The sequence below is a fragment of the Lentisphaerota bacterium genome, from assembly GCA_016873675.1.
GTDB lineage: Bacteria > Verrucomicrobiota > Kiritimatiellia > RFP12 > JAAYNR01 > VGWG01.
In genome coordinates this window covers 18,018-41,519 of the sequence record VGWG01000016.1, presented here as the reverse complement: position 1 = coordinate 41,519, position 23,502 = coordinate 18,018, and the positions used below count along the sequence as shown (strand labels likewise).

Annotated in this window: 17 protein-coding genes; 8 read left to right on the top strand and 9 right to left on the bottom strand. The window is 62.2% G+C overall.

The features are described from left to right. The first annotated feature begins 150 nt into the window (after positions 1–150). The 3 genes from FJ222_03865 to FJ222_03855 are packed head-to-tail and all read left to right on the top strand — an operon-like array spanning position 151 to position 5,966. On the top strand, positions 151–3,102 hold the full coding sequence (locus FJ222_03865; GenBank protein ID MBM4163563.1) for an FAD-dependent oxidoreductase: 2,952 nt from the start codon (positions 151–153) through the stop codon (positions 3,100–3,102). A gap of 35 nt (positions 3,103–3,137) precedes the next feature. Further along, entirely contained in the window at positions 3,138–3,296 is a 159-nt protein-coding gene (locus FJ222_03860) for an FAD-dependent oxidoreductase (GenBank protein MBM4163562.1), read from the top strand. Between the two features lie 27 nt (positions 3,297–3,323). Beyond that, positions 3,324–5,966, top strand: a complete 2,643-nt coding sequence (locus FJ222_03855) for a hypothetical protein (protein MBM4163561.1) — start codon at positions 3,324–3,326, stop codon at positions 5,964–5,966. 91 nt (positions 5,967–6,057) lie between these two features. On the opposite strand, the gene FJ222_03850 is transcribed toward FJ222_03855, so the two are convergent. The 4 genes from FJ222_03850 to FJ222_03835 all read right to left on the bottom strand — a co-directional run bounded on the left by FJ222_03850 (position 6,058) and on the right by FJ222_03835 (position 8,738). Continuing rightward, positions 6,058–6,357, bottom strand: coding sequence for a hypothetical protein (locus FJ222_03850; protein ID MBM4163560.1), 300 nt, complete (start codon positions 6,355–6,357; stop codon positions 6,058–6,060). 318 nt (positions 6,358–6,675) lie between these two features. After that, positions 6,676–7,761 (bottom strand): hypothetical protein, encoded by a 1,086-nt coding sequence (locus FJ222_03845; GenBank protein ID MBM4163559.1) that lies wholly within the window; start codon positions 7,759–7,761, stop codon positions 6,676–6,678. 9 nt (positions 7,762–7,770) lie between these two features. Next, positions 7,771–8,538: an S-methyl-5'-thioadenosine phosphorylase gene (gene mtnP / locus FJ222_03840; protein MBM4163558.1), complete on the bottom strand. Its 768-nt coding sequence runs from the start codon at positions 8,536–8,538 to the stop codon at positions 7,771–7,773. Continuing rightward, positions 8,535–8,738: a hypothetical protein gene (locus tag FJ222_03835; GenBank protein ID MBM4163557.1), complete on the bottom strand. Its 204-nt coding sequence runs from the start codon at positions 8,736–8,738 to the stop codon at positions 8,535–8,537. Before FJ222_03835 ends, mtnP begins: the two co-directional genes overlap by 4 nt. Before the next feature lie 270 nt (positions 8,739–9,008). On the opposite strand from FJ222_03835, the gene FJ222_03830 reads away from it, so the two are divergent. Genes FJ222_03830 through lpxA form a run of 3 tightly spaced genes read left to right on the top strand, consistent with a single transcriptional unit; the run spans position 9,009 to position 12,204 of the window. Next, positions 9,009–10,304 carry an OmpA family protein gene (locus FJ222_03830; GenBank protein ID MBM4163556.1) on the top strand — a complete coding sequence of 432 codons (1,296 nt, stop codon included), beginning with the start codon at positions 9,009–9,011 and terminating at the stop codon, positions 10,302–10,304. Then, positions 10,304–11,398: a YjgP/YjgQ family permease gene (locus tag FJ222_03825; GenBank protein MBM4163555.1), complete on the top strand. Its 1,095-nt coding sequence runs from the start codon at positions 10,304–10,306 to the stop codon at positions 11,396–11,398. Before FJ222_03830 ends, FJ222_03825 begins: the two co-directional genes overlap by 1 nt. Before the next feature lie 32 nt (positions 11,399–11,430). Continuing rightward, the gene (gene lpxA, locus FJ222_03820) at positions 11,431–12,204 is read left to right on the top strand and encodes an acyl-ACP--UDP-N-acetylglucosamine O-acyltransferase (GenBank protein MBM4163554.1); all 774 of its coding nucleotides are present in this window, start codon (positions 11,431–11,433) and stop codon (positions 12,202–12,204) included. On the opposite strand, the gene FJ222_03815 is transcribed toward lpxA, so the two are convergent. Next, positions 12,182–13,324 (bottom strand): hypothetical protein, encoded by a 1,143-nt coding sequence (locus FJ222_03815; GenBank protein MBM4163553.1) that lies wholly within the window; start codon positions 13,322–13,324, stop codon positions 12,182–12,184. The two genes, lpxA and FJ222_03815, sit on opposite strands and share 23 nt — an antisense overlap. Beyond that, positions 13,321–16,134, bottom strand: coding sequence for a serine/threonine protein kinase (locus tag FJ222_03810; GenBank protein ID MBM4163552.1), 2,814 nt, complete (start codon positions 16,132–16,134; stop codon positions 13,321–13,323). The genes FJ222_03815 and FJ222_03810 overlap by 4 nt, the downstream gene beginning before the upstream one ends. 138 nt (positions 16,135–16,272) lie before the next feature. Between FJ222_03810 and lgt the strand changes: the two genes are divergently transcribed. After that, positions 16,273–17,121, top strand: a complete 849-nt coding sequence (gene lgt, locus FJ222_03805) for a prolipoprotein diacylglyceryl transferase (GenBank protein MBM4163551.1) — start codon at positions 16,273–16,275, stop codon at positions 17,119–17,121. Continuing rightward, positions 17,118–18,128, top strand: coding sequence for an RluA family pseudouridine synthase (locus FJ222_03800; GenBank protein MBM4163550.1), 1,011 nt, complete (start codon positions 17,118–17,120; stop codon positions 18,126–18,128). The genes lgt and FJ222_03800 overlap by 4 nt, the downstream gene beginning before the upstream one ends. A 32-nt stretch (positions 18,129–18,160) precedes the next feature. Here FJ222_03800 and FJ222_03795 read toward each other — a convergent pair whose 3' ends face one another. Genes FJ222_03795 through FJ222_03785 form a run of 3 tightly spaced genes read right to left on the bottom strand, consistent with a single transcriptional unit; the run spans position 18,161 to position 23,186 of the window. Continuing rightward, positions 18,161–19,357 (bottom strand): carbohydrate kinase family protein, encoded by a 1,197-nt coding sequence (locus FJ222_03795; GenBank protein ID MBM4163549.1) that lies wholly within the window; start codon positions 19,355–19,357, stop codon positions 18,161–18,163. A gap of 20 nt (positions 19,358–19,377) precedes the next feature. Further along, positions 19,378–22,161 (bottom strand): hypothetical protein, encoded by a 2,784-nt coding sequence (locus tag FJ222_03790; protein MBM4163548.1) that lies wholly within the window; start codon positions 22,159–22,161, stop codon positions 19,378–19,380. Then, positions 22,158–23,186 carry a calcium:sodium exchange protein gene (locus FJ222_03785; protein MBM4163547.1) on the bottom strand — a complete coding sequence of 343 codons (1,029 nt, stop codon included), beginning with the start codon at positions 23,184–23,186 and terminating at the stop codon, positions 22,158–22,160. Before FJ222_03785 ends, FJ222_03790 begins: the two co-directional genes overlap by 4 nt. Positions 23,187–23,502 lie beyond the last annotated feature (316 nt).

Sequence of the window (23,502 nt, the reverse complement as noted above, 5' to 3'; positions counted from 1 at the left end):
GCTGTTCACCGGTCACGCGCGTGTAAGACACTTTGTCTCCTTTCATGTTTACCACATGAAGGAAGTGTACTTCACCGCGTGGCCGTTTTCAAAACCCTAAGTGTTGCACTGGCCGGTCGCGCGCGCGGTCTCTTTCTTAGGAGGTCCACCATGACTCGTTCCCTCTGCGAAGATAGCGTGCCCGGATGCAATTTCGATCATTCAGCGGGCAAGTCGTCAGGAAAGTCCTTCCGTCCGTTTGAGCGTCGCTACGACGTCGCCATCATGGGCGGTGGGCTCTGCGGCATCGGCGCCGCGCTCACACTCGCTCGAAACGGGAAGAAGGTGATTATCTGTGAACGCCGCCCGCTTCTGGGGTGGGAGATCACAGCCGCCTACACGTGCAATCTGGATGCGTCGGCTTCTGCGGCGGTGCATAGGATTCGTCGTGCAATCAGCGCGGTATATGGACTGCAGGGCGATGCCGTGGATGCAGTCGTTGCCGAGGTGGCCTTGGATAATCTGGCCGAGTCGTATGGCATCGATGTCCTGCTCTACTCGACCCCGACCGACCTCATTGCCGAGAGTGGCCGGGTCACCGGCGTTGTGATCGGCAACAAGGCCGGCGAGCAGGTTGTCCAGGCGGACGTCTATGTGGATGCCACTGAGGAGGCGCTGGTCTGGCATCTGACCGATATGGCGTGGGGGACGGGCGACACGCCGCACGTGTGCCAGTCGTTCTTCTTCAACCGCGCTGAGCCGGGCATGGACCTTCCGTCGGCGCTGGGCGACGCTTCGGCGCATGTGCGTGATGTCAGGTTGTACGGCTCCGTTCGCAAGGGCGAGGTACGCGTCGAATACACGGTGCCTGACGGATCCATCAGCAGGGCAAGACTGCTTTACCCGGATGCCGTGGCCTTTGTGCGCAAGACCGTTTCGCAGTTAGCCGATGGGCCGGCAACGCACGAAGGACTGGAACCGTTGCCCATCGGCGCGGCGCAACTCCCGGTCGAACCCGGTTCGCGTCACGCGACCTTCCAGAATCTCTACGGAGCCGGAATCTGGGCAATTGCCGATGCAGAGGAGCGCGTGCGCGCGACACAGCCGGCAAAGCGTATTGAAATTGGAGAAGCCACGGCGCAAGCGATTCTGACGGCCACCCCGCCCGCGCAATCGAAAACCGGGCCGTCGAAGCGACGGCGCGACGTGGCGGAACTGCCGGTGCGTGAGTGTGATGTCTTGATCGTCGGCGGCGGCACGGGCGGATCGCTGGGCGGTATTGTTTCCGGTCGCCAGGGCGTTCGCACGATCCTGTTGGAGGCCACGACCTTTCAGGGGGGCATCGCAACCGGTTCCGGGATGAACTGGGGCGGACATGGTGTTCACGGCGGATTCCAGGATGAGTTTCATGCGCGAATCAAGGAGGTGCTTCCGCTCTATGAGGCCGCCTATTCAGCCGACAAAATCCACCGTCCTCCGGATGAAATCGGCGCAGGCGGCGCGACGTACGCTGACCTCGAACAGACCACGGCGGCGCCCACCAGTGGCTGTCCTTTTCTGGCCTATCCAGCCGGCGCAGGCAGAGTTGTGCTGGAAAGTCTGTCGGCGGAAGCCGGCACCGAACGGGTGTATGGCGCTACCGCGATCGGCGTGGAGATGAACGGTCGGCGGGTCATCGGGGTGGTGGCGGCGACACCGTCCGGCAAAACGCTTTATCGGGCCAAGGTGGTGATCGACTGCACCGGCGACGCCGACGTGGCCCGCATGGCTGGGGCGCCGTTGACTATTGGGCGGGACTACGATGGCGTTCTTCACTGCTACAGCCAGGTCTGTGCTTTGTTCACGACACGCGGCGTGGTTAATATTACGAACTGGGACTCCGGCTTTGTTGACCCGTGGGATATTGTGGACCTCACACGCGCCCGGCGCGAGGGGATCCGGCAGGTGTGGGATCGTTTTGCTCCGGATCCGTTCGGGTTCCGCCCGCTTCTGTATCTCTGTCCGTTGCTCGGCCTCCGCGGCGGGCCGCAGATTGTGGGTGACTATGTCCCTGATTTCCTGGAGGGCATTCTGCCGGTAGAATTCGATGACTGTGTGGGCTATTCCGCAGCCAAGTTCGATTGCCACTCGCAGGATTTCGAGAACCATCAGGACGGCCCGATGCTGTGGGTATGGCTGCTGGGTAATCGCGAGCGGCGCATGGGCGGGCAGTTACCCTATCGCATGATGTTGCCCAAAGACGTTGACGGTGTGCTCGTGGCCTGTCGCGGCGCGTCCTGCACACACGAACATAACTACCAGTTCCGCACCATGCGCAACCAGCATCGCCTGGCGGAGGTCGCTGCCTACGCGGCCGCGCAGTGTGTCAAACGGGGGATTACCCCGCGGCAGGTGGATGTGCGGTTGGTTCAGGCCGAACTCCGGAAGAGCGGCGCGTTGAGCGAATCGCTGAAACCCAAACCGGTAGTACCGGCAATGCCCTTGGACCAATGCTGTGAGCGGCTGGCGTCCGATGATCCCAAGGATGCCGTCTGGCTTCTAGCCCACGGCGGCGAGCCGGCGCAACGCCTGTTGAAAGAGGCATTGAAAACAGGAGAGCACGGCGCCCGGTTCTGGGCCTCGGTGGCATTGGCCTGGCAGCGCGATGAGGCTGCGCTTCCCGAACTGGTCAAGGCGGTGGACGAACGCTTGTCGAAACGCCCGGACTACACACCGCGCAGCCGCAACATGGTGCCGTTGTGGCAATCGTGCATCGTATTACTCGGCCGCATCGGGTCCGCTACCGCCGTGCCGGCGCTGCTCGACGTCCTGGCGGACCGCACAGTGGCATTTGACGCCCTGATTGCGACGCTGCGCGCGCTGGGTCGGATCGGCGATCAGCGCGCCGTGTCGCCGATCCTGGAACTGCTCAAGCGGGACGACATTGCCTGTGAACGCAAGCTTCAGATCTATTCACTGAACGGGCGCTGGCCCCAGTGTGAAGATGTGTTCTGGCAACTCGAACTGGCGGCGGCGGAAATTCTGGGGCGTCTCGGGCATCCACAGCGGCACATCGCGGAGAAGTACGTGCAGTCACCCCACAGCCAGGCCCGGCGATATGCCGCGATGGTGCTGAAAATCTGAAACAGAGGTCGTGTAGACGAACTGGACGAGCAAGCATGAACACCTATTCCGAACCGAAAAGGAAACTTCCCATCGTCGGAGACTACGATGTCCTGGTGTGCGGCGGAGGCACCTCCGGTATTCCTTCGGCGATCAGCGCGGCGCGCGCCGGCGCCAAGGTCGCCTTGATCGAGCGGGGTATCCGGTTCGAGTGAAGATGAGGATTAAGGAGAGGATCGCTTATGAAACAGAAATGTTTTCTCGTCTGCAACGCGCATCTTGACCCGGTCTGGTTGTGGCCCTGGGAAGAGGGGTTGGCCGAGGCCATTTCCACGTTTCGCGTGGCCGCGGATTTCATCGACGAATACCCCGAATTCGTTTTCAACCACAACGAGGCGTTGTTGTACGAGTGGGTGGAACGCAATGATCCCGCCCTGTTTGCGCGTATACAGCAGCAGGTGAAGGAGGGGCGTTGGCATATCGCAGGCGGCGCTTACGTGCAACCGGACATGATAGCGGCCTCCGGCGAGTCCATGATCCGGCAGTTTCTGATCGGGAAGCGCTACTTTGCCGATAAGTTCGACGTGGAGCCGCGGGTGGCCTACAACTTCGATTCCTTCGGGCATCCGCAAGGCATGATCCAGATCCTGGCCGGTTGCGGCTGTGACGCCTATGTCTTTTGCCGTCCCACGGCGGGCCAACGACCGTTGCCCATCGGTAGCTTCCGCTGGCGGCACGCATCCGGAGCCGAAATCATCGCCCGCCGCAGCGACGATCATTACCTGACCCAGGGAAATCTTCGGCGATGGATGATGGGGACAGCGATCGACGGAGAGGGCGACGTGCCGAAGGATGAGGCGCGAACCGGCAGTTGGCCGGCCCACTACCGCGAGGCGGAAGGCGACTTCATGTATCTCTGGGGGGTGGGTAATCACGGCGGCGGCCCCTCCCGGGCTGAATATGCGCAGATTCCGGGCATGCGCGCCGATTTCCCGAACGTCGCGTTCATCGAGTCCACCCCGGAGGCATTCTTTGCGCACACACTCACGGTGCGCGGTCGCGAGAACCTCCCCGTGGTGACCGGTGATTTCAACAGGGTCATGGAGGGGTGCTACAGCTCGATGCAGCGCGTCAAGCAGCAGCACCGCCGCTTGGAAAACCTGGCTCATCTCACCGAAAAGATCTGCGCGCTCGCGTGGTGGCAGGGGCGAAGGGATTATCCGACCAAAGACTTGGAGGTGGCCTGGAAGGACATTTTGTTTGCCGAGTTCCACGACATCCTGCCCGGCTCGTGCACGCAGCAGGTGGAAGCCGACAGCCTGAAGCTTTTGGGGCATGCCGAGGAGATCCTGCGCCGCAAAAAGGTCGAGGGCATGATTGCCTTGCTGCGCGATGAACCCCTGACCGATCGTGAGATCACGCCGTTTTTCATCTTTAACCCGCACAACTGGGAGGTCACCCGCGAGGTGGAGATGGAGTACGGCACGGCCCGCCAGGCTGGCGCGGACGCCATCGTGCGCACCCTCACCTGTGACGGCAAACCGGTGGAGGCCCAGTTTGAAAAGGGCGATCTGAACCTTGACAATCCGCACTGGAGCGAGTGGCGGCAAAAGGCTGTCTTCCGCGCCACCATCCCGCCGTTGTCCTATAAGCGGTTCGATGCCGACTATCGGGTGCTACCGCCAGACCAGGTCGTTCGCTGGCAGTCGCCTGCGCTCCCTGCCGGCGACTTGCTCACGATCGACGGCGCGGCGATGCAAGTGACGATCAACCTGAGCACCGGGTTGATCGACAGCCTCATGGCCGAGGGTCGGGAACAGGTGCAACCGGGCGCGTTTACGCCTCGCATTTTCGACGATGTGCCGAGCTGTTGGGGCTGGAGCGCAGCCAAAGAGTGGGCTCAGTCAAAGGAAAACTTCCGCCTGGCCACTCCCGCAGAGACCGCGCGACTCCTGACCTCGGAATCGATCAATCCAGACTACGCGGAGCTGATCCCGCCGGTGCGCATCCTGGAGGACGGCCCGATCCGCAGGGTGGTGGAAGCGCTCTTTGTCTCCGGACGCACGGCGTTGACGCAACGCTACAAGATCAACAAGCAGCGCGCGGTCCTGGAGGTGGAATTAGACATCTTCTGGGCAGAGCGTGACAAGATGCTGAAGCTCGGATTGGTTCCAGCCGACCCATTGCCTCGCATCCGCGCGGAGAAATGTTACAGCATCGATGATGAGGCCGACGCAGTCGACCGTCCGGACCGGGAGCGCACCTATCAGCGCTTTCTGCGCCTGACCGACGCCGATAACCGGCACAGCATCGGGATGATCAGCCACGGAACGCACGGCTACCATCAGCAGGACGGCGCCACCTGGCTCAGCGTCTTGCGCAGTCCGGCCTACGCGTGCATGACGGTGACCGACACCTGGCAACGCTACCGTCACCGGTTCATCCCGCACCACGAACAGGGGGAACGCCAGGCGCGCTTTACTTTCGTGTTCGGCGAAGCAGCCTCCACCGACGAGCGCCTGGCGCGCCTGGCCTACGAAGCGAATGTGGGGCTTGAGCAACTGGTCTATTACCCCACCCGGCGCGCTGATCGACCTGTATGTTCCGTGCCGTTTGCCGTGACCGATCGCGATAACGTCATCCTGGGCGCCATGAAGAAAGCGGAAGCGGGCGATGCCCTGATTTTGCGCTTTTGGGAAGTGGCCGGAGTGGATACCGATTTCACGCTGACCGTGGACGGACAGGCCTACAAAACATCGATTGGCGCGCGGTGTCTGCAGACCGTTCGCCTAGACCGCCACACCCGAACACTGACCCTGACGGACCTTCTGGAACGGGAACCCTCTGGCGCGTGTGGCCCAGACATGCGTTCGCCGAGCACGTGATCGCGAACGCAACGCGCTTTCAGGTGCGGTGGGTACAGGCCCGTGTCCCCTGAAAAGCGAATGCCCGCCGTGAACGTCCCGCATGGCGTGTCTATTTAGGTCTGATCGCGGCCTTCATCTCCAGCCCCGTGTTGTAATCCAACTGCCGTGGCTCTTGTTCGTCTTCTCGCTGCCGAGTCATGGCGGTGTAATCCCAGGTGGCTGATCGGGCATCGGTGCGCCACGGGCGGCGTTCCCAGCAATAGCCTCGGAAGGGGTCGCGGGTACGATTCATCCAGTCCAGAATAGCGTCGTGCAACCGGGTTCGTATCGGGGCGTGATCGGCCGAGTCGATCAGATTGGTGAGCTCACCCGGCTCGGACTGCAGGTCGTAACATTCGTCGGTGGCCAAGAGATTGATGACCAGTTTATACCGGCCATCGCAGACCGCGCGAATCGGCTGGAATCCGCCAAACCCGTCGCGGTCCGCGCATCGCGCGGCACGACCGTCAGGATTGTGATCGTCACTTCAGGATCGCCCCACCCTGCCGCGCGGACCCAGCCAGCGGCCAAGCAGGCGAGCGTGATAATCCGCCGCATCGTTATCATCACCGTCTATCTCCCGAGACTCTTGCAAAAAGAACGGGGCCATCATCGCACATGACGGAGCCTTTGCCTATCCCCACCGCCGCCACGGCAGCAATTCTCATTCTCAGGGGCGAGGCACCGCCTACGATCCAAACCCAATATTAGAATTGCTGCAGTTCAAGGGGGTGATCGCCTTGATCAGCACAACCAGATCGCCCGGGTCGGCGTAGGCATGCATCCCCTGCAAAACCACGTCGGCTTTGGGCCCGTTGCGGGCAATCAGCCAGATCGCACCATCGACGGGCGAGACGATATCGGTGCGCTCGCCCGTCTCCACGTCGAGCATGTAGCCCAGCAATTCGCCGGCGCGCGTGACCTGTTCGAGCGCCTTCAGGGGGACGAACAGCCCGGCCTTCGGCGCGCGAATCAGGTGCTCCGCGCCCGCCGCGAACATCGGCCGCGGGAGTTCGAGAGGCCCGTCCACCATACCCAGGGTTACCATGACATTCCAAAGGCCCTGCCGGACGCGCTCCACAGCCTCGGGCTCGATACGGCACTGACCGTGTGTCTCGACCAGGGCCGCGGGGCGGCCGGTCTCCAGCACGCGGGAATGCAGGCACCCCTTCAGGTCATCCTCCAGAATATTAAAGACGTTACCAAAGCTCCCCGCCAGCGCCGCCGCGCCGGGAACCAGCCGGTCGGTGAACAGGCAACTGGCGCTGTTCTGCCAGGCGTGGAAGTTGACCACCACATCGGCGCGCGACACGACCTCGTTCCAGACGCGGTGGCACAGCCGTTCACCGGTGGAACCGTCGGGCCGCCCCGGCCAGGCCAAATAGGTGTCGTACTCCCCTCGCCTCTCCTGCGAGCCGTAGGTTTGGCCGTACGTATGGGCCCGGTGGCGGATATTGCCCGGCATCAGGCAGGGGATCGCCAGCACGGTTCCGCAGAAGGCGGCGCTGGCCAGACGGCGGCACAGACTGTCAATGCCGGCGCATCCCGAGAGTTCCACGCCATGCTCGCCGGCCGTCACGAGCAGCGTGGGGCCATCGCCACCACCGATGATCTCGCGCACAAAGACACCGCCGACGCCCGCGCCGTTGTCGGGCCAGTCAAGCGTGAAGCACCGTTCCGTGGTCGCCCGTGAATGAGGTCTGGAGCCGTGTGAACGTGTCTTCTTCATCCGCGTGTTCCTTTCATTGGACACCTGTTTTGCGATCAATTCCATCTCCGCGTGTCAGCGCGCCTCTCCGCCGGGGGTCGTCACCAGAGGAATCACCTGCATCAAGAGCCGGGCGACCTTTTCGGCGTTCTGCTTGAACACTGCGGCGATCGCCTCCCAGCTCACCGGCTCTTCATCCTCTTTCCAGCAGTCGTAGTCCGTGCACATCGCCACCGCCGCATAAGGGATGCGCGCTTCGTTGGCCAGGCCCGCCTCGATCGCGACCGACATGTTGACCACGTCGGCGCCCCAGAGGCGGAACATGCGCGACTCGGCGCGCGTGGAGAAGCGGGGCCCCTCGATCGTGATCACGGTTCCACGGGGGTGATGCGCGTAGCCCAACCGCTCGCACGCCGCGATCAGGAGGGCGCGCATGGCGCCGTTGAACGGATCGGCCATCGGCGCATGCACCGGGGCTTGCCAGGCGAAGGAATCGTGGAAGGTCAGATGCCGCCGCCGGGTGAAATCAATGAACTGGTCCAGAATCACCAGATCGCCCCGGTGGATTTCTTCGCGCAGCGAACCCACGGCGGTGGTCGCCACAATGTGCGTGCAGCCCGCCATCTTGAGCGCGTGGATGTTGGCGCGATCATTCACCTGCGTCGGCGGCAGGGTGTGCCCGCGGCCGTGACGGGCCAGCAGCACAACAGCGACACCGCCGATCGTTCCGTGCTTCAACGGCGAGGACGGCTCCCCATAAGGGGTGACGACCGCCTCGTCATGGGGGTTTGCGAAGAAATCGGGATTGTCCAGACCGGATCCGCCGATGATGCCAATGCTCATGGGATGCCCCGTGTGGCTTGGGGGATTTTTGTTTTCATCTCGGGGAAGAGGCCGAGAATCGCCCGCCAGACCGCCTCCACCGTGCGCCAATCCAGGACGGCAAAGGCATGGGGACGCCTGCGCTGGTCGATCACCTGCACGGCGGCGGGACCATTCGGGTTGATCCAGATGCTGCGGTAAGGCTTGCCGTTTACATTCATGCTCGGAAATCGCGTGTGGGACCGGACCAGCACGCGCCCCAGGACGCCTGCCCAATGATCCGCCTCTTTATTGAGAGCGTGCCAGAAACAGGCCGGGGGTGTCAAGCGCGCTGTTGCTGCTAGGGCTTGCAAGGGCATATCTTTTTCTGATGAAAGAGGGGGCAAAGAAAAAGCCATGGCCACGCAGATCGGCCACCGAATTTTTTTATTGCCAATTTGAGGCGTCATCCGCTACAGTGACACCGCACATAACAAAAGGAGTTTCCTCTCATGAAAACACTCAATCTGATCCTTCTGGCCACTGTAGCCAGCGTGGTTGCTTCGGCCCCGGTTTCCGCGCAGGAAAAATCGGATATTGGCAAATGGTATGTGAGCCCGGGCATCGGCGTGCTGATCTTTGAAGGCAACGAGCCCGCAAATGCCGGCAGCATCGGCTTGCTGCGGCTTGGGTATGAAGCCACCGACCATCTCACTTTTGAGTTTGGCGGGCTTTACGGACCGCGGTTTTCGAAAAGCAGTCAGAGCAAATACGGACCCGAGACGTTTAAACCGGCTGAGGCTTGGGGCGTGTCTGCCGACGTGCTGTATCATTTCAACCGCTGGGAGCGGTGGGATCCCTACGTCTCCGTCGGCGCCGGCTATATGCGCAGCCCGGATCGCATCTTTGCGGATCACTCGGTCGACGCCTGGATGCCGCGCGTGGGCGGCGGTGTGATTTGGCACTGGACCGACTCCGTCTCGCTGCGGGCCAATGCGACGCTGGCGGCTGGTATCCACAGCAAGGTGGAAGCCGTGCCCATGTTTGATCTGGGCATGATCTACCGGTTTGGCGGCCAGCCGGCCGCTGCGCCGACGGGCACCGGCGCAGTCGTGGGTGAGACCGACACCGACGGTGACGGACTGACCGACGCAGAGGAGGCTCGCCTGGGAACGAATCCCCGCATGAAAGACACCGATGGCGACGGGCTCACGGACGGGGAAGAGGTCAACGTCTACAAGACCGACCCCTTGAATCGCGACACCGACTTCGACCTGTTGAGTGATGGCGACGAGGTCTTGAAGTACAAGACCGACCCGCTGAAACCCGACACCGATGCCGGCGGTGTGTGGGACGGGCATGAAGTGCTGGAAGACAGCACGGACCCGTTGAACAAGAACGACGATCTGATGCTCTTCGCCGTGCAGGTGGAATTCGGTTATGACGAGACGGTCATTCGCGATCCGAAGTACTTTGCGCAATTCGATGTCATTGCCAAAGTGCTGACCCGACACCCCGAAGCCACCGCCGTGATCGAAGGTCACGCCGACCGCAAGGCCAAGTCCAGCCCGCAGTACAACCAGAACCTCTCTGAACTGCGCGCCAAGGCGGTGCAAAAGCACCTGACCGAGAAGGGCATTCAGGCTTCGCGGCTGAAGGCCGTGGGCTTCGGCTTCACCCGTCCCAAGGTGCAACCCGATCTGGTGAATGGCAATCCGGAGAACCGCCGGGTTGAGATCTACATTCGCGGCGCGGGCGGCCTGGCGGCGAAGGAAGCTTTCTTGAAAGAAGAAGCGTCCACCAAATAATGAAAATCCTGGAGCGTTATGTAACCGGTTCGCTGCTATCATCCGTTCTATTGGCGTGGCTGGTGTTGACCTTTGTTCTGGCCGTCGGGCTGATGATACGGGTGACGGGGCTCTTGATTCAGGGATTGCCGATCCACATGATCGGAAAGTACTTGGCGATCGGCATCCCTGAGACGCTCAATTTGACCATTCCCATGGCGATTCTGGTGAGCACGTTGCTGGTGTTTGGACGACTCTCCGCCGACTCCGAGATTGCCGCCATGCGGGCCTGCGGGATCAACCTGTGGCGGATTATGGTGTGGCCGCTGGCCGTGGGCGCGGCATTTTCACTATTCAGTTTCTACATCAACAACGAAGTGACGCCGCCCAACCACGAAGCGCGCCGCCGCCTGACCGCCGCCGCGGGGTTCGGATCCGCGCTGGACCTGCTCGAGCCCGGCCGGTTCGTCAACAGCTTTAAGAGCGTCAAGATCCGCTTCGATTCCAAGACCGGGCACTGGCTGCACAATGTCCTGATTTATGATTACAGCCATCCGAAGGTGGTCCGGGAGATCCGAGCGGAGAAGGCCAGAGTCGAGTTTGAGCAGGACAATCTGCAGATTGAACTCTATCGCGTGCGGATCGACCCCTTCCAACCGGACAAACCGGGGGCGGCGATGGCGGACCGGATGACGCACGTCATCCCGGATGCGCTGAAAGCGCGCAACTACCGGCAGCGGATCAAAGACATGCGTTTCCGGCCTCTGCTGAATCACTACCGCAGTCTGGCCCGCGACGTGTCGCCCGATAAGACTGAACCCCAACCGCCGTCGCAACGCGGTGCGGCGCTCTTTGAACTTCATAAACGCTTCGTGCTCGCCAGCGCTCCGTTGTGTTTCATCCTGATCGGCATGCCGCTCGGCGTCCGCTCCCACCGCAAGGAATCGACCATCGGCGTGGCGACTGCGCTGGGGATCTCGTTCTGCTTTTACATCCTGCTCATCGCCGCCGAGTCGCTGGCGCGCAAGCCGCAGTTCTATATGCACCTGCTCATCTGGATACCCGTGGCTGTCTGCGTGGCGCTGGCCTTCGTCCTGGTGCGGCGAAACCAATGATGACGGCCCCATCGAAGAAAAGGAAGGTCAACATGGCAACCATTCATCCCTCGGCTGTGATCAACCCAGGCGCCCAGATCGCCCCGGATGTTGAGATCGGCCCCTATTGCGTGATCGGCGAACAGGTCGTGATCGGCTCGGGAACCCGGCTGCACCCACATGCGGTGGTCGGCGGACGCACGACGCTCGGCAAGAACTGCGAACTGTTCCCGTTTGCCTGCATCGGCATGAAGACACAGGATTTGAAGTGGCGCGCGGAATACCAGACTTACGCCGAGATCGGAGAGGGGACGGTTCTTCGCGAATTCACAACGATCCACACAGGAACGAAAGACGGCGAAGTGACCCGCGTCGGCGCGGGCTGCCTGATTATGGCGTATTGCCATGTGGCTCACGGGTGCGCAGTCGGTAATCGCGTGATTATGTCAAACGGCGCCCAACTGGCTGGCGAAGTGGTGATTGAAGACGATGCCATCATCGGCGGCATGACCGGAATACACCAGTTCTGTCGCATCGGGACGATGGCCATGCTCGGCGGCGCATGTAAAATCCGCCAAGACTGTCCGCCCTACATGATTGTTGATGGGCTGCCTCCGCAGTCGGTCGGTCCCAACGTGGTCGGCATGCAACGGCACGGGCTCTCCGCGGACACACGGACAGCCATTAAAGAGGCTTATCGCCTCCTCTTTCGCGAAGGGCTGAACCGGTCGCAGGCGCTGGAGCGCATTCAGCTCGAAATCACCGATTGCCCCGAAGTCCGGCACCTGCTGGCCTTTGTCAAGGCTAGCGAGCGCGGGATTCTGTAACGGCCTTGCGCGCGCCTTTGGGTGGCCCGACGATTTTGAGGAGGGTGGTCTCCAGAAGGAATCGCGCATCGAGCGTCGTGGAGACGAGCTTCTCGCGCAGTTCCATCAGGTGGTGCCGGGCGGCACGCAGTTCGTTCAGCGTGTAGTTGCCGGCTTGCGCCACCCGCTTCGCCACGATGAACGGCGATTGGGATCGCAGATCGTGGGTCATCGCGGTGAGGGCGATCTCGGCCTCGCGGGGCAGATTCCCCTGCCAGGCCGCCCGGCCGGCCGACACCGACACCCATCGGTTGTCCAGCGCGACGCGCAAAACGATCAGGTCGCGCACGCGGCCATCCAGCATCGCGGAAAGCTTGATGGGCGGCTCGTCCTGCTCCTCCAACCGCCGCAGCGCGCCCGTCAACTTGCCAGGATCGCGCTCGCCGAATGCATCGGTCAGATCCCACGCTTCGGCCTCCCGGCCGACCGAAGTGACCGCCTCGATCATATCGGCTGTGACTTTGCCGGGGCCGCCCCGGTAGAGGCTGAGTTTCTCGATCTCCTGAAGGATCAGCCGCGTATCGACGCCGACCCTGGCCAGGAACGCCTCGCGCACCCCATCGCTCATCTCCAGACCGAGCCGAGCAAGCAAGTGTCCCAGATTCTCCTTCGCTGCCTTCTCGATCTCCCACGGCTTGCCGCCCGAGCCGAGATCGGACACCGCTCCATTCTTTTGAAAAACCTTGAACAACGCCGAATTGCGCGGTACGGAACGGGCGCTGATTAACAACGCATGGCCTTCGGGAAGTCCGCCCTTGATCCGCTCGGTCAATTCGGCGATCATCTCCTTGACCGTCTGTGAATCAAACGAGCGGCCGCCCCCCGCGAGGAACTCGGCATTACGCAGCCAGACGGTTTTGCCGCCGCCGAAGAAACTGGTGGTCTGCATGGCTTCGACACATTGACGCACCGCCTTCACCACGGCGTCAACGGTGTCGACCCGGCCGTCGATAATTTCAAGGCCGAAAGCCCGATCCGCCTCGGGCACCCATGCGTCCACGACCGCCTTGGCCTTCTCGGCGACCCAGTATTCGTCTTCGCCACACACCAATTGGAGCCGCGATTCCGCCACGTATCTCACTCCTCGATCTTGAGCAGACCGGGCATCAACCGGTCAATCTCTTTGCGACTCTGGGGCAAGAGGCTGATCGCTTCGCGAGCCAATACAACCGCCAGGTCATTGACCGATGGGCTGTTGGGGATAAACGTCTTCAGAAACAAAGCCGCATTGATATACTGTTGGATGCGGTAACGGAATCGCAAGGACGAAGCCTGCTTGCGGTCCTGGAGCAGGTGGCGAATGATCATCACCCGGATCACATAGTCCTTGTCGGCTTCCACCCACGTCTTCGTGATATTGTTCACCGTAATTCCTGTGGCATCCGCCTTCTGCACCGTCCAGCCCGACATCGGGTGGCGGAAGGGCGCAATCGGTCTTTCCGCGTCCACCACCCCCTCGCCGGGATGCTCCGGAACGGGGACCGGCACGCCGGGCACCGCGCCACCCAGGAACACGTAAAACGCCTCGATGCGGACGAGTTTATCCTGGGCCAGTGCCACCGCGGACTTTCCTTCTGAAGTCTCAAGCCCGTCCCCCAGCGTGCGCAGCGCACGTGCGGCCTTTCGGAAATCGAGCGCGTGCATCAGTTCGAGCGTCTCTTTCTCCGCATCCGCCACGCGTGCCACATCAGCCTGAATGCGGGCTTTGCGTTCGTCCGCCTGCCGTTCCAGATCGCGCGCGGCTTGCGCGGCGGCCTCGCGGGCCTTCACCTCACGCGCCTGACGCTCCACCTCGGCTCTGATCTCATCCAGCAGCCGCTGAACCACCGCCTGATCGTCCGCGATCGCCCGCACGATGCCCGCGACATCGGAAACCGGGGGCTGTGCCTCAATCGTCTCGCATGAATGGGTCAGTTGCGCCTGCAACAACCGCAGGGCTTCCAGCGGACGGCTGGCCACGTCGGGTGCCTGAATCGCCTGCTCGATCTCATCATGCGCGCGCGCCGCCAGATCGGCCGCGCGATCGAGTTCATACACCCCCCTGAACATGGAGCGTATGCGCTGAACCACCGGCGGGAGGTCCTGCTCCGGAATCGGCGCTGCTGCAGCGACTTCCGCATCGTTTGTCCCGTCCTCGCCCGTGGCGCCGTCCGCTGCGGCAGGTGTCGCCGACGCCGCAACCCCTCTTTTTTCCTCAATCTTCCGGATATAGGAGACGATGAAGTCCTTGGTTGGCGGCAGGCCTGCCGCCACCGCCGCCGCCACCGCCTCCGCCATCTGTTCGGTATCCAAGGCCATCGGTTGCTCATCGTTATTCTGAGGCGGGGCGGGCTCCTCATTCGCCGTCGCCCGTGGCGGCTCTGGAGGAGGCGGCACCAGATACGAACGCATCGTCTCGGGAATGAGCTCAGCCGCCTGAGCCGCCACGTTCGTGGCCTGAGCCCGGGCTTTCTGGGCATCGGCCGCACACTGATTCGCCAACGCTTTCGCCCGCTCCACAACAGGCTGCAATTGAGCCAGGGCATCCTCCCGCAACAGGACCTGCTGACGTTGCGCCGCCTCCGCATTGCGATCGCGCATTTTCTTCCAGACCAACAGACCGTACAGGCTGCCCAAAACACCCAGGATGCCGAGGAGCACCAACACCACGATCAAACGGACCACCCACATGCGTATGCCCGGTTTGTGATCGGTTGCGTCTGCGGACGCCGCCGGGTATCCCGACGCTTTCAGCTTGTCGGTCAGAGACCCCGATGTGTGGAAATCTGCCGACATCACCCCGCGACCCACCACGATCTTCTTGTCCGGAGACACCTGGGATGTGTTGGACATCGCCACGGGAGAGGTCGTGACAGCCGGATTGGCAGGCGTGGGATCGGCCGCCGTCCCCTTGCCCTTGCGGCGCAACACGATCTTTTTGCCGGTCGGCGGAGGCGCCTCGACAGGCCCCAGCCGATCCAACACCCGCCGCATGTCGCTCAGCAGCGATCCGTACGTTGGATAGCGCCGGCCCGGCTCAACCTGCAGCATCCGCGTTATGATCGCCGAAACCTCGGGATCAATATCCGGACGCACGTCCACCAGGGGCTTGAGTGGCTCTGCAAATCGCGCCCGAACCACTGCGTTCGCGTCCGGGCCGTCAAATGGCGGCCGTCCGGCCATCGCGTGATACAACGTCCCGCCCAGACTGTAAATGTCGGCCCGATGGTCGGTCTTCTGCCGTCGCACCTTCTCTGGCGCGATGTAATAGGGCGTCCCCCAGATTTCGTTTGACGCCGTTCCCGAGACCGACGCCAGCCCGAAATCGACCAGTTTGGCCACGTTGCCCTCAAACAGCAGGATGTTCTCCGGCTTGACGTCTCCATGCACCATCCCCTCATCGCTCGCGTGACGCAGCCCCTCGGCGACCTGCTTGCCGATACCCATCACCAACGCCTGATCGAGCGGCACGCCACCGGCCATCAGTTTCTCCAGGCCACCGCCCAGAACGAGTTCCATGACGATGTAGGGCTGCCCCTTCTCCATGCCGAACGCATGAATCTGCACGATGTTGGGGTGATTGATCCGGGCCGCCGCCTGCGCCTCGCGGAGGAACGTCTCGCTGAAGGCCAGATTATCCCCCAGACTCTTGCGCATCACCTTGATGGCGACTTGTCTGTTGAGCACTTCGTCATGCGCCTGATAAACCCCGCCCATGCCGCCCAGTCCGATGACCTTGAGGAGCAGAAAATGCCCGAGCCGAGCCGGAACCGTCAGGCCCTGGCCGCAATTCGCACACACCAGAGAGCTGAACGCCGGCAACCCCTGCACATCCGACTTATGGGCGCACTTAGGACAGGAAACCCGGTCCACCGGATCTGTCAGTATCTGGACATCAGTTGCTTCAGTCATGGACGCTACAGGCTGTTGAACGTGATGAAATCACTCGTGAGGGCCACTTTTGTCTTGCGAAAATAAGACATAGCGTGCATATAGTACCCGTCTTGGGGGGCGTTGTCGAATACAAACGTGAGCAGAGGAGCGGAGCGCATGCATTCGGAATTATTTCAGTTCGGGCCGATCACCATCCGGGCGTTCGGTCTTTGCCTGGCGCTGGGCTTCATGACCGCACTCTGGATGGCCACGCGGCTGGCCGCGCAAACCCCGCGCCGGACTCCCGACGCCCTCTCGACGCTGGCACTCTGGATGCTCCTCGCCGGCGTGGTAGGCGCGCGCACCGCCTATGTCGCCGAACACTGGACGACCGAATTCGCCGAGCCCACAGGCCACGGTTATCTTGCGGCGCTGCTCAGGCTGGATCAGGGCGGACTGATGTTCTACGGCGGACTGATCGGCGCGGCCACCGCGCTGGCCATTTTCGCCCGGATCAAGCGGGACTCGTTTCTTGGCCTGGCCGACCTGCTCGCCACCGTGCTTCCCCTCGGCCATGCGTTTGGACGCGTCGGGTGCTTTCTGCACGGCTGTTGCTATGGCAAGCCTGCAGACACCGCTATCAGCGTCTGCTTTCCCCGTTTCTCCCCCGCTTGGCATGACCACGTCGCCTGCGGCATCCTCCCGGAAACCGCCGCGCTCAGCCTGCCTGTCATCCCCACCCAGCTCATCGAGGCGGCCGGAAATCTGATTCTCTTCGCCCTGCTGGCTGGTCGCTATCGGCGCTGGGCAGACCGTCCCGGATTGGCGGTCGGCGCCTATGCCGTCGGCTATGCCGCGCTCCGCTTCGGTGTCGAGGCGCTCCGGGGCGACTCGCGCATGCCGGTGGGTCTCTTCTCCATCAGTCAAGCGGTGAGCCTCGCGCTCGCGGCTTTCGGACTCGCGATGATCCTGCGCGCCCGAAACCGTTCCGCCTCACGACCAGCACCCCCGCAGCAACGGTCATGATCCCCCACCCTCCACCCGATGCCGATCTCCTTCAGCCCCGCGCATTGACCGTTCCGGCCGAGTCCGCCGGATGCCGTCTGGACGCCTGGCTCGCCCAGACTCTGGCGGGGCTCTCGCGGTCGCGCATCCAGGGCCTCATCGCCGCTGGCCATGCCACGGTTGACGGCCACGCCGCCAAGGCGAGCGCCAGCCTCGTCGCCGGCCAGACGGTCTGCCTGACGATCCCGCCCTCCGGGCCAGCGACACCCCGGCCTGAGGCCATCGCGCTCGATATTGTGTTTGAAGACGCATCCATTCTGGTGCTCGACAAATCGGCCGGTCTGGTGGTCCATCCGGCCCCCGGACATGCAGACGGCACGCTCGTGAACGCTCTCCTACACCATTGCGACGACCTGGGCGGCATCGGCGGAGTCGAGCGGCCCGGCATTGTCCACCGGCTCGACAAGGAGACCTCGGGGTTGATGGTTGTCGCAAAAACCGACGCCGCCATGGCCGGGTTGGTCGCGCAATTCAAGTCCGGTGGCGTCCGCAAGGTTTATCTCGCCCTCGTCCACGGCGTCCCCAAAAAGACAGCGGGACTCATCGACACGCTGATCGGACGCCACCCGCGCGACCGCAAGCGGATGGCGGTCGTCAGCCGCAACGGCAAACAGGCCATCACGCGGTATACCGTGGTGCGCCCCTGCGGTGACGTCAGCCTCATCGAAGCCTGTATCGAGACCGGTCGCACCCATCAGATCCGCGTCCATCTCGCCCACCTGGGTCATCCGATCGTCGGCGACCCCCTCTATGGGTCACGCACGCGCGATCAGGCCATCGCCGGATGCCCCGCCCGCCAGATGCTCCACGCCGCACGCCTGGCCTTCTCCCACCCCGTCTCGAGAGAGCCGCTTGATTTCTCCCGGCCGCCCCCGCCCGACATGCTCGCGCTGATGGATCAGTTAGCGGGGGGTTCAGCTCAACCGGAATATTCCTCAAAACGACAGTTTACCCCGCGAAACGGGTAAGTGTGGCGATTGCTAAAGCTGAACGGCCGGATTTAGGCGTCATTCGGCCCGTGCCACATTCTGAAGGTCTTGTCCCAGGTCCAGCCCGGCGCCTGATTCAGCACCAAATCCTCCAGCGGCGGATTGCGCCGCAGGAAGGCTTGGGTGTCTTTCCAGTTCTTGATGCCGCTGACGGCGTCGAGCACCTGGATGTTCTGCCATCCGAGGGCATTGGCGGCCTTGAGGCAGGCCTCCACGTCGAGGCCCTTGAGATAGGCGTGCAGAAAGCCGGCGATGGATGAATCCCCCGAACCGGTCGCGCTGGCGACCTTCTTGCACAGAAAGGCCGGACACCATAACTCGCGGCCGGACCAGTTGTCCGGATTCCCGGGCCGGGCCGCGCCCAGGCCGCTGAATGCGTCTTTCGACTTGGACCGGAAATAAAAGCCGCGGCGGCCGGACTTGAGCGACGTCATCGTAGAACCCAGGGCCAGCAGCTTGCCCGACAACCGCGAGTAATCCTCGGCATGCAGAACGTCCAGCAAGTCCGACCCGTGATGTTTCGCCTTCAGCTTCAGGAACGTGTCACGTTCGAGCATGAAGAGGACCTCCTCCACCGACGGCAGGAAGATGTCGACATAAGGCAAAATGCGAGCCAATATCTTTTTCCACGGCGCCTTCCCTGCAGGGGATGCGGGATCAGGCAGCGCCATGTCGCACGACGTGGTGGCGCCTGCATCCTTGGCGATCTTGAAGATTTTCTCCAATTCGCGGCCCTCGTCGGTGTACATGCGGCGCATGAGCGGAGGATAGCCGAAATGGAAGTGACGGCATTGCGCGATCAGTTTCGGCTTCAGGTCTTCGGCGCCAAAAACGTTATTCGTTCCGGGATTGTGAAGGAAAATGCGATCAATGCCCGGAGGCGCCAGGGCGACGGTGTAGGAACTGGTCGAGCCTTTCATGACGCGGATGCCATCGGCATTGCCGCTCTTGCGGAGGCGCTCCATGGTCATGCGTCCGAAATCGTCCGCACCGACGCGGGCCGTGAAGACAACCTGGCTACCCAAGATCTTCAGGCCGATGCCGGTGTTGGAGACCGGCCCGCCGGTGCTCATCATCGCATCGTCCACATGCACCAGTTTGCCCGGTCGCAGAAGGTCGCCGATGAGGCGCGCGCCGGTGTCAGGAAAACTCGGAATCACGTCAAAACACAGATGTCCAGCCGCCATTACATCATACTTGCGTGTCATAGTGCATCCTTGTTAATCGCTCACTGTTTCCCCTGTGGGAACCGAAACAGCAACGTAATAAGCTTTCTCGGGCCAACTGTCAAGCGCACGGTGCGCCGGCCGCTCAGGCGCAGTTTGACCGTCGCATCGGCCTGCGCGTCTTCATTCAGATTCGTCGTGACCACCGAAGCGAACGGCAGACCCAGCGTCAGCTTGCCCGCTTGGGCCGCGCCCGTCGGGTTCCAGAGTCGCACGATCAACCCGTCCTCGCGCGCAGCCTTTTTCAGGCAAGCCACCTCCAGGTCTGCGGCGTCCAGCGCCAGCAGACTCGTCGATCCGGAGCGCACGGAGCCGATCATCTCTGAGCAGACCAGCGGCCGCGAGAAGTCGCGATACGCCTGCCACAATTTGCCTTCCTGCCAGCCGCCAGCATGCGGATAAATCGCGTAACGCACCGTCATCCGGCCCAGTTGCTGGGCACCGGCCCATTGCGCTTCGCCGGTACCCTCCGGCCAGCGCCGGAGCTGCATCGCGCGCATCAGCGTCAGGGTCAAGACATCGCTAGCGGGGCCGGCGACAAAGTATTCGGGAAGTCCGAGGTTGAGAATCGCCAGTCCCCGCCGCCCGTCGGACAGACCGGCAAAGCCGAAGTTCGGATAGCCGTCCACCGGTTCGATCCAGGTGGACATGTCCGGCTGTTTCGTGGGCCGTTCGTCCACGTTGAACTGGCCGCCTGCGTAGGTGGTGTCGGTTGTGATGCCGGTGGGGAAACACACCCTCAGGCGGTGATCGCGGCAGCCGTTGTCGATCGTCGTCTCGATATCGAGCCGCTGGCCCGAACGGGTCAGCGACACCCGCGAAGTGAGCAGCACCTGACCCTTCTCCGGCGTGCCTTCCGGTGCCGTGGCGGGACGGGCCAGAGGCAACTCCAGACGCACGGTGATCGCAATCGTGGCGCGCCACGGGGTGTTCTCTACCACGCTGATCTCGGCCGGGCCTGTGGGGGTGACGGGCAGACCCACCGGCTTGAAGAGCCACGGGTCGCCCACATCGCCCACGTCTTCGAAAGCGTGCAGTCCGGCATAAGTCGCCCCGGTCGCCCGATGCGTCAGATCCAACCGTCCGTCGTCACGGATCACCGCGCGGAGGCAATCATTCTCGAGCACGCGGCCACCTCGGACGAGGGCGGGAGGTGCCTTGGCCGCAGCCGCCGGAACCGCCTTCAACGTGAGCCAACTCAGCGGCGCGATGGTCGGCGCTTCGAACTGGAGCCGGTAGCGGCGGGTGGTCATCGGGCGTCCGACCAGTCCCAAGACCGAAGACCCCGAGGCATGCAGGAACTGCACGTGAGGCACAATGTCCTGGCCGGTCCCGGACACCAAGCGCAGGGATTCGACCGGCTGCGCGCCGGGGATATCGACCTCCATCTGGCAGAATCCGCCGCGCGGACGGGCGTCCAGATTGAAGAGCACCAGATGCGGTTCCGGCGGGTTGTTCCGGGCGCGCGTCGGCACAAGGGCCGGTTGCATGAGGCTGCGGCAGGCATCGTCCAGCAGCCCTTCGCTCATGGCCTGCACGTCGGCCAGGCGCGCCAGGATGTCATCCGCCACCCGGGTCAGGCTGCAGCCGTCGATGGAATCATGCGCCTGGCTGGCGATCAGGAGTTTCCAGGCCTCGGTGAGGGATGCGGCCGGATACGCCGCGCCCTTCAGCCAGGCCCACGTGCTGATGGGTTCGGCGACGTCGATCAGCAGATGCTCGCTGATGCGATTGGCGATTTTCAGGCCCATGCGGGCGGACAGCGTCGCCCACCAGACATCGCGGTCCCGCTCGGTTGCCCGGGCGTCGCGCAGTTCGCCGATGTGGACCGGCAAGCGTGATCCGGCCTCGCGGCGGACGGCGGCAAAATATTCAGGAAGCGAGCTGTCCTTCACCCGGAGGTCGGCGAAGACCTTGTCTGCAGCGGCGATCAGTTTCGGTGTGGCTGGGAACGGCATGGTGTGATCCATGCAGTTGAAAGCGGCCAGGTGGGAGGTCGCCGCACCGAGCGCCGTCGTATCGCGCAACTTGGTCAGGTAAGGGCGCAGGTGGTGGGCGTGCCATCCCTCCCGGCTGTTGAGGCACGGATAGCTGTAGGGGTCGTGTTGCGCCAGCCCATCCACGCGATACGGATACCAGTTATCGGTCATCGCATATTCCCAATTCTGATCCGGCGTATCGTGGATCACATTGGCGATGACCTCGTGATAGAGCAGGCAGTAGAAATTGGTGCGCCCGTAGCGCGCTCCCAAATGGAGGGTCAGCACCTCGGACCCATCGGGGCTTTGCCAGCGAAATTCGCGCGGGGCGCGCGCGTCCGAAATGCCCTTGTAGATGACCGCCGAACGAATGTCGAACCCATTGTAGAGCTGGGGCAACTGGGCGATTTGGCCATTGGAGCACGCGGTGTAGCCTTCGCGCATGGCACCGCCCAGCGACTCGGCGACACCCAGGCCGATCTGCAGGTTACGCGCGACGGCCTCGCCATGCAGCAGCGGCATGTCCGGCAGCGTGTACCACGGGCCGACGAGAATACGCCCGGATCGGATCAGCTTGCGCAGCCGCGTGGTCATCTCAGGCCGCAGGCGCAGGTAGTCCTCCACGCAAATGGATTGGCCGTCCATCTGGTAGTGCTTGAACGCCGGGTTGCTTTCCATCAGCTCGATCAACTGGTCGTTATGATGCAGCAAGTGCCGCCGGTAGCCCACGAACGAGAGCAGCCATTCGCGGTCCCAATGCGTGGCGTTGATCACATGCAGCGTGTGAGGCTTGGGTGTTGTTTTCAATGGAGTCCCAGTCGCTCGGCCAAGGCCTTGAGTTGTTTCACATTGCCTTCGGTCATGACTCCGTCACGATTAGGCGGAGAATTCAGGATCAGTATGTTGTCCTGAGCGGTGGCGCGTTTAAAGAGCGATTCAAGTTCACCCAGAGTTTTCAATTGGCTGTCTCGCGTGTTGAAGAACCATTTGCCGTTCAAACACACCGTGGCCTCGAAAGGCAGGTAGAAGAGTTGCCCATCGTGGGAGAAAAGCTTTGGATCAGGGTCTCCCGGAAGATACGGATCCCCCAGCCTGAAATCGCTTGGGAAGTAGCGAATGGGAAATCCCTCCTTTTGCTGGTCAGGTTTCACATTTTTGGCATCAGGATTATCGGGAAGTCCGATCGTCCAGTTAACTCCAACGGCACATTCCGGCTGGAGTTTCTTCACCAGCGCATAAACACCCGGAATATCCCAATTCTCTCGACGCTTGTCCCAACCACCGTCCAGCCACAGTTCGCAGACAGGGCCGTAGTCCGTGAGCAACTCCGTCAGTTGCTTCAGCATGTACGCGACGTATTTCTTGTCGTCTTTGTAGGTGGGTTCATGTCGATCCCACAGTGAATAGTAGAGTCCCATCTGGATGCCGTACTTCTTGCAGGATGCGGCCAGAGCTGCCACAACATCAGTTTTGTTCGGACTGTTCGCAACATCATAGTCTGTGTGCTGGCTGTCCCACAGGCAGAAACCGTCGTGGTGCTTGGCCGTCAAGATGACATACTTCATTCCGGCATCCCGTGCCGTCTGCGCCCACTGATCTGTGTCCACCGTTTTGGGATTGTAGCTCGTGGGCGGTTGGGTTCCGTCCGTCCACTCCTGGTTGTGAAAGGTGTTGATGCCAAAGTGGATGAACATTCCATACTGTCGGGCGATCATCTGTTGCTGAACGGCATTGGGTTTGTTTGAGGGGCGGATGACCCCATCCTGTATCTCGCCGCCGAATGCTGTCATCGCGAGCAAGCCGTTGATCGCTACCAACACCTCTCGTTTCATCCTGTTCTTCCTTCCTGTTGCCGAATGAATAACGCTCTTCCCTGCGCGTGGAAAGTGTATGACAGTTGCCGTTGGAAAACAAGCGGCTTCTTTGGGATGCAATGTCACGGCAAGCAGTAGAAACCGCTTTACTCCACTCAGGTGTGTGGTAATATCATCCTCTCGAATCGGCAGGCAAGGAGAAACTCGGATATGTATTGCAAAAACTGCGGAAAGGACGTCCACTCACAGGCGGTGGCATGTCCGGGGTGCGGTGTTCCGCCTTGGGTCGAGAACAAGTTCTGCCAGAATTGCGGGATCGCAACCCAATCGAATC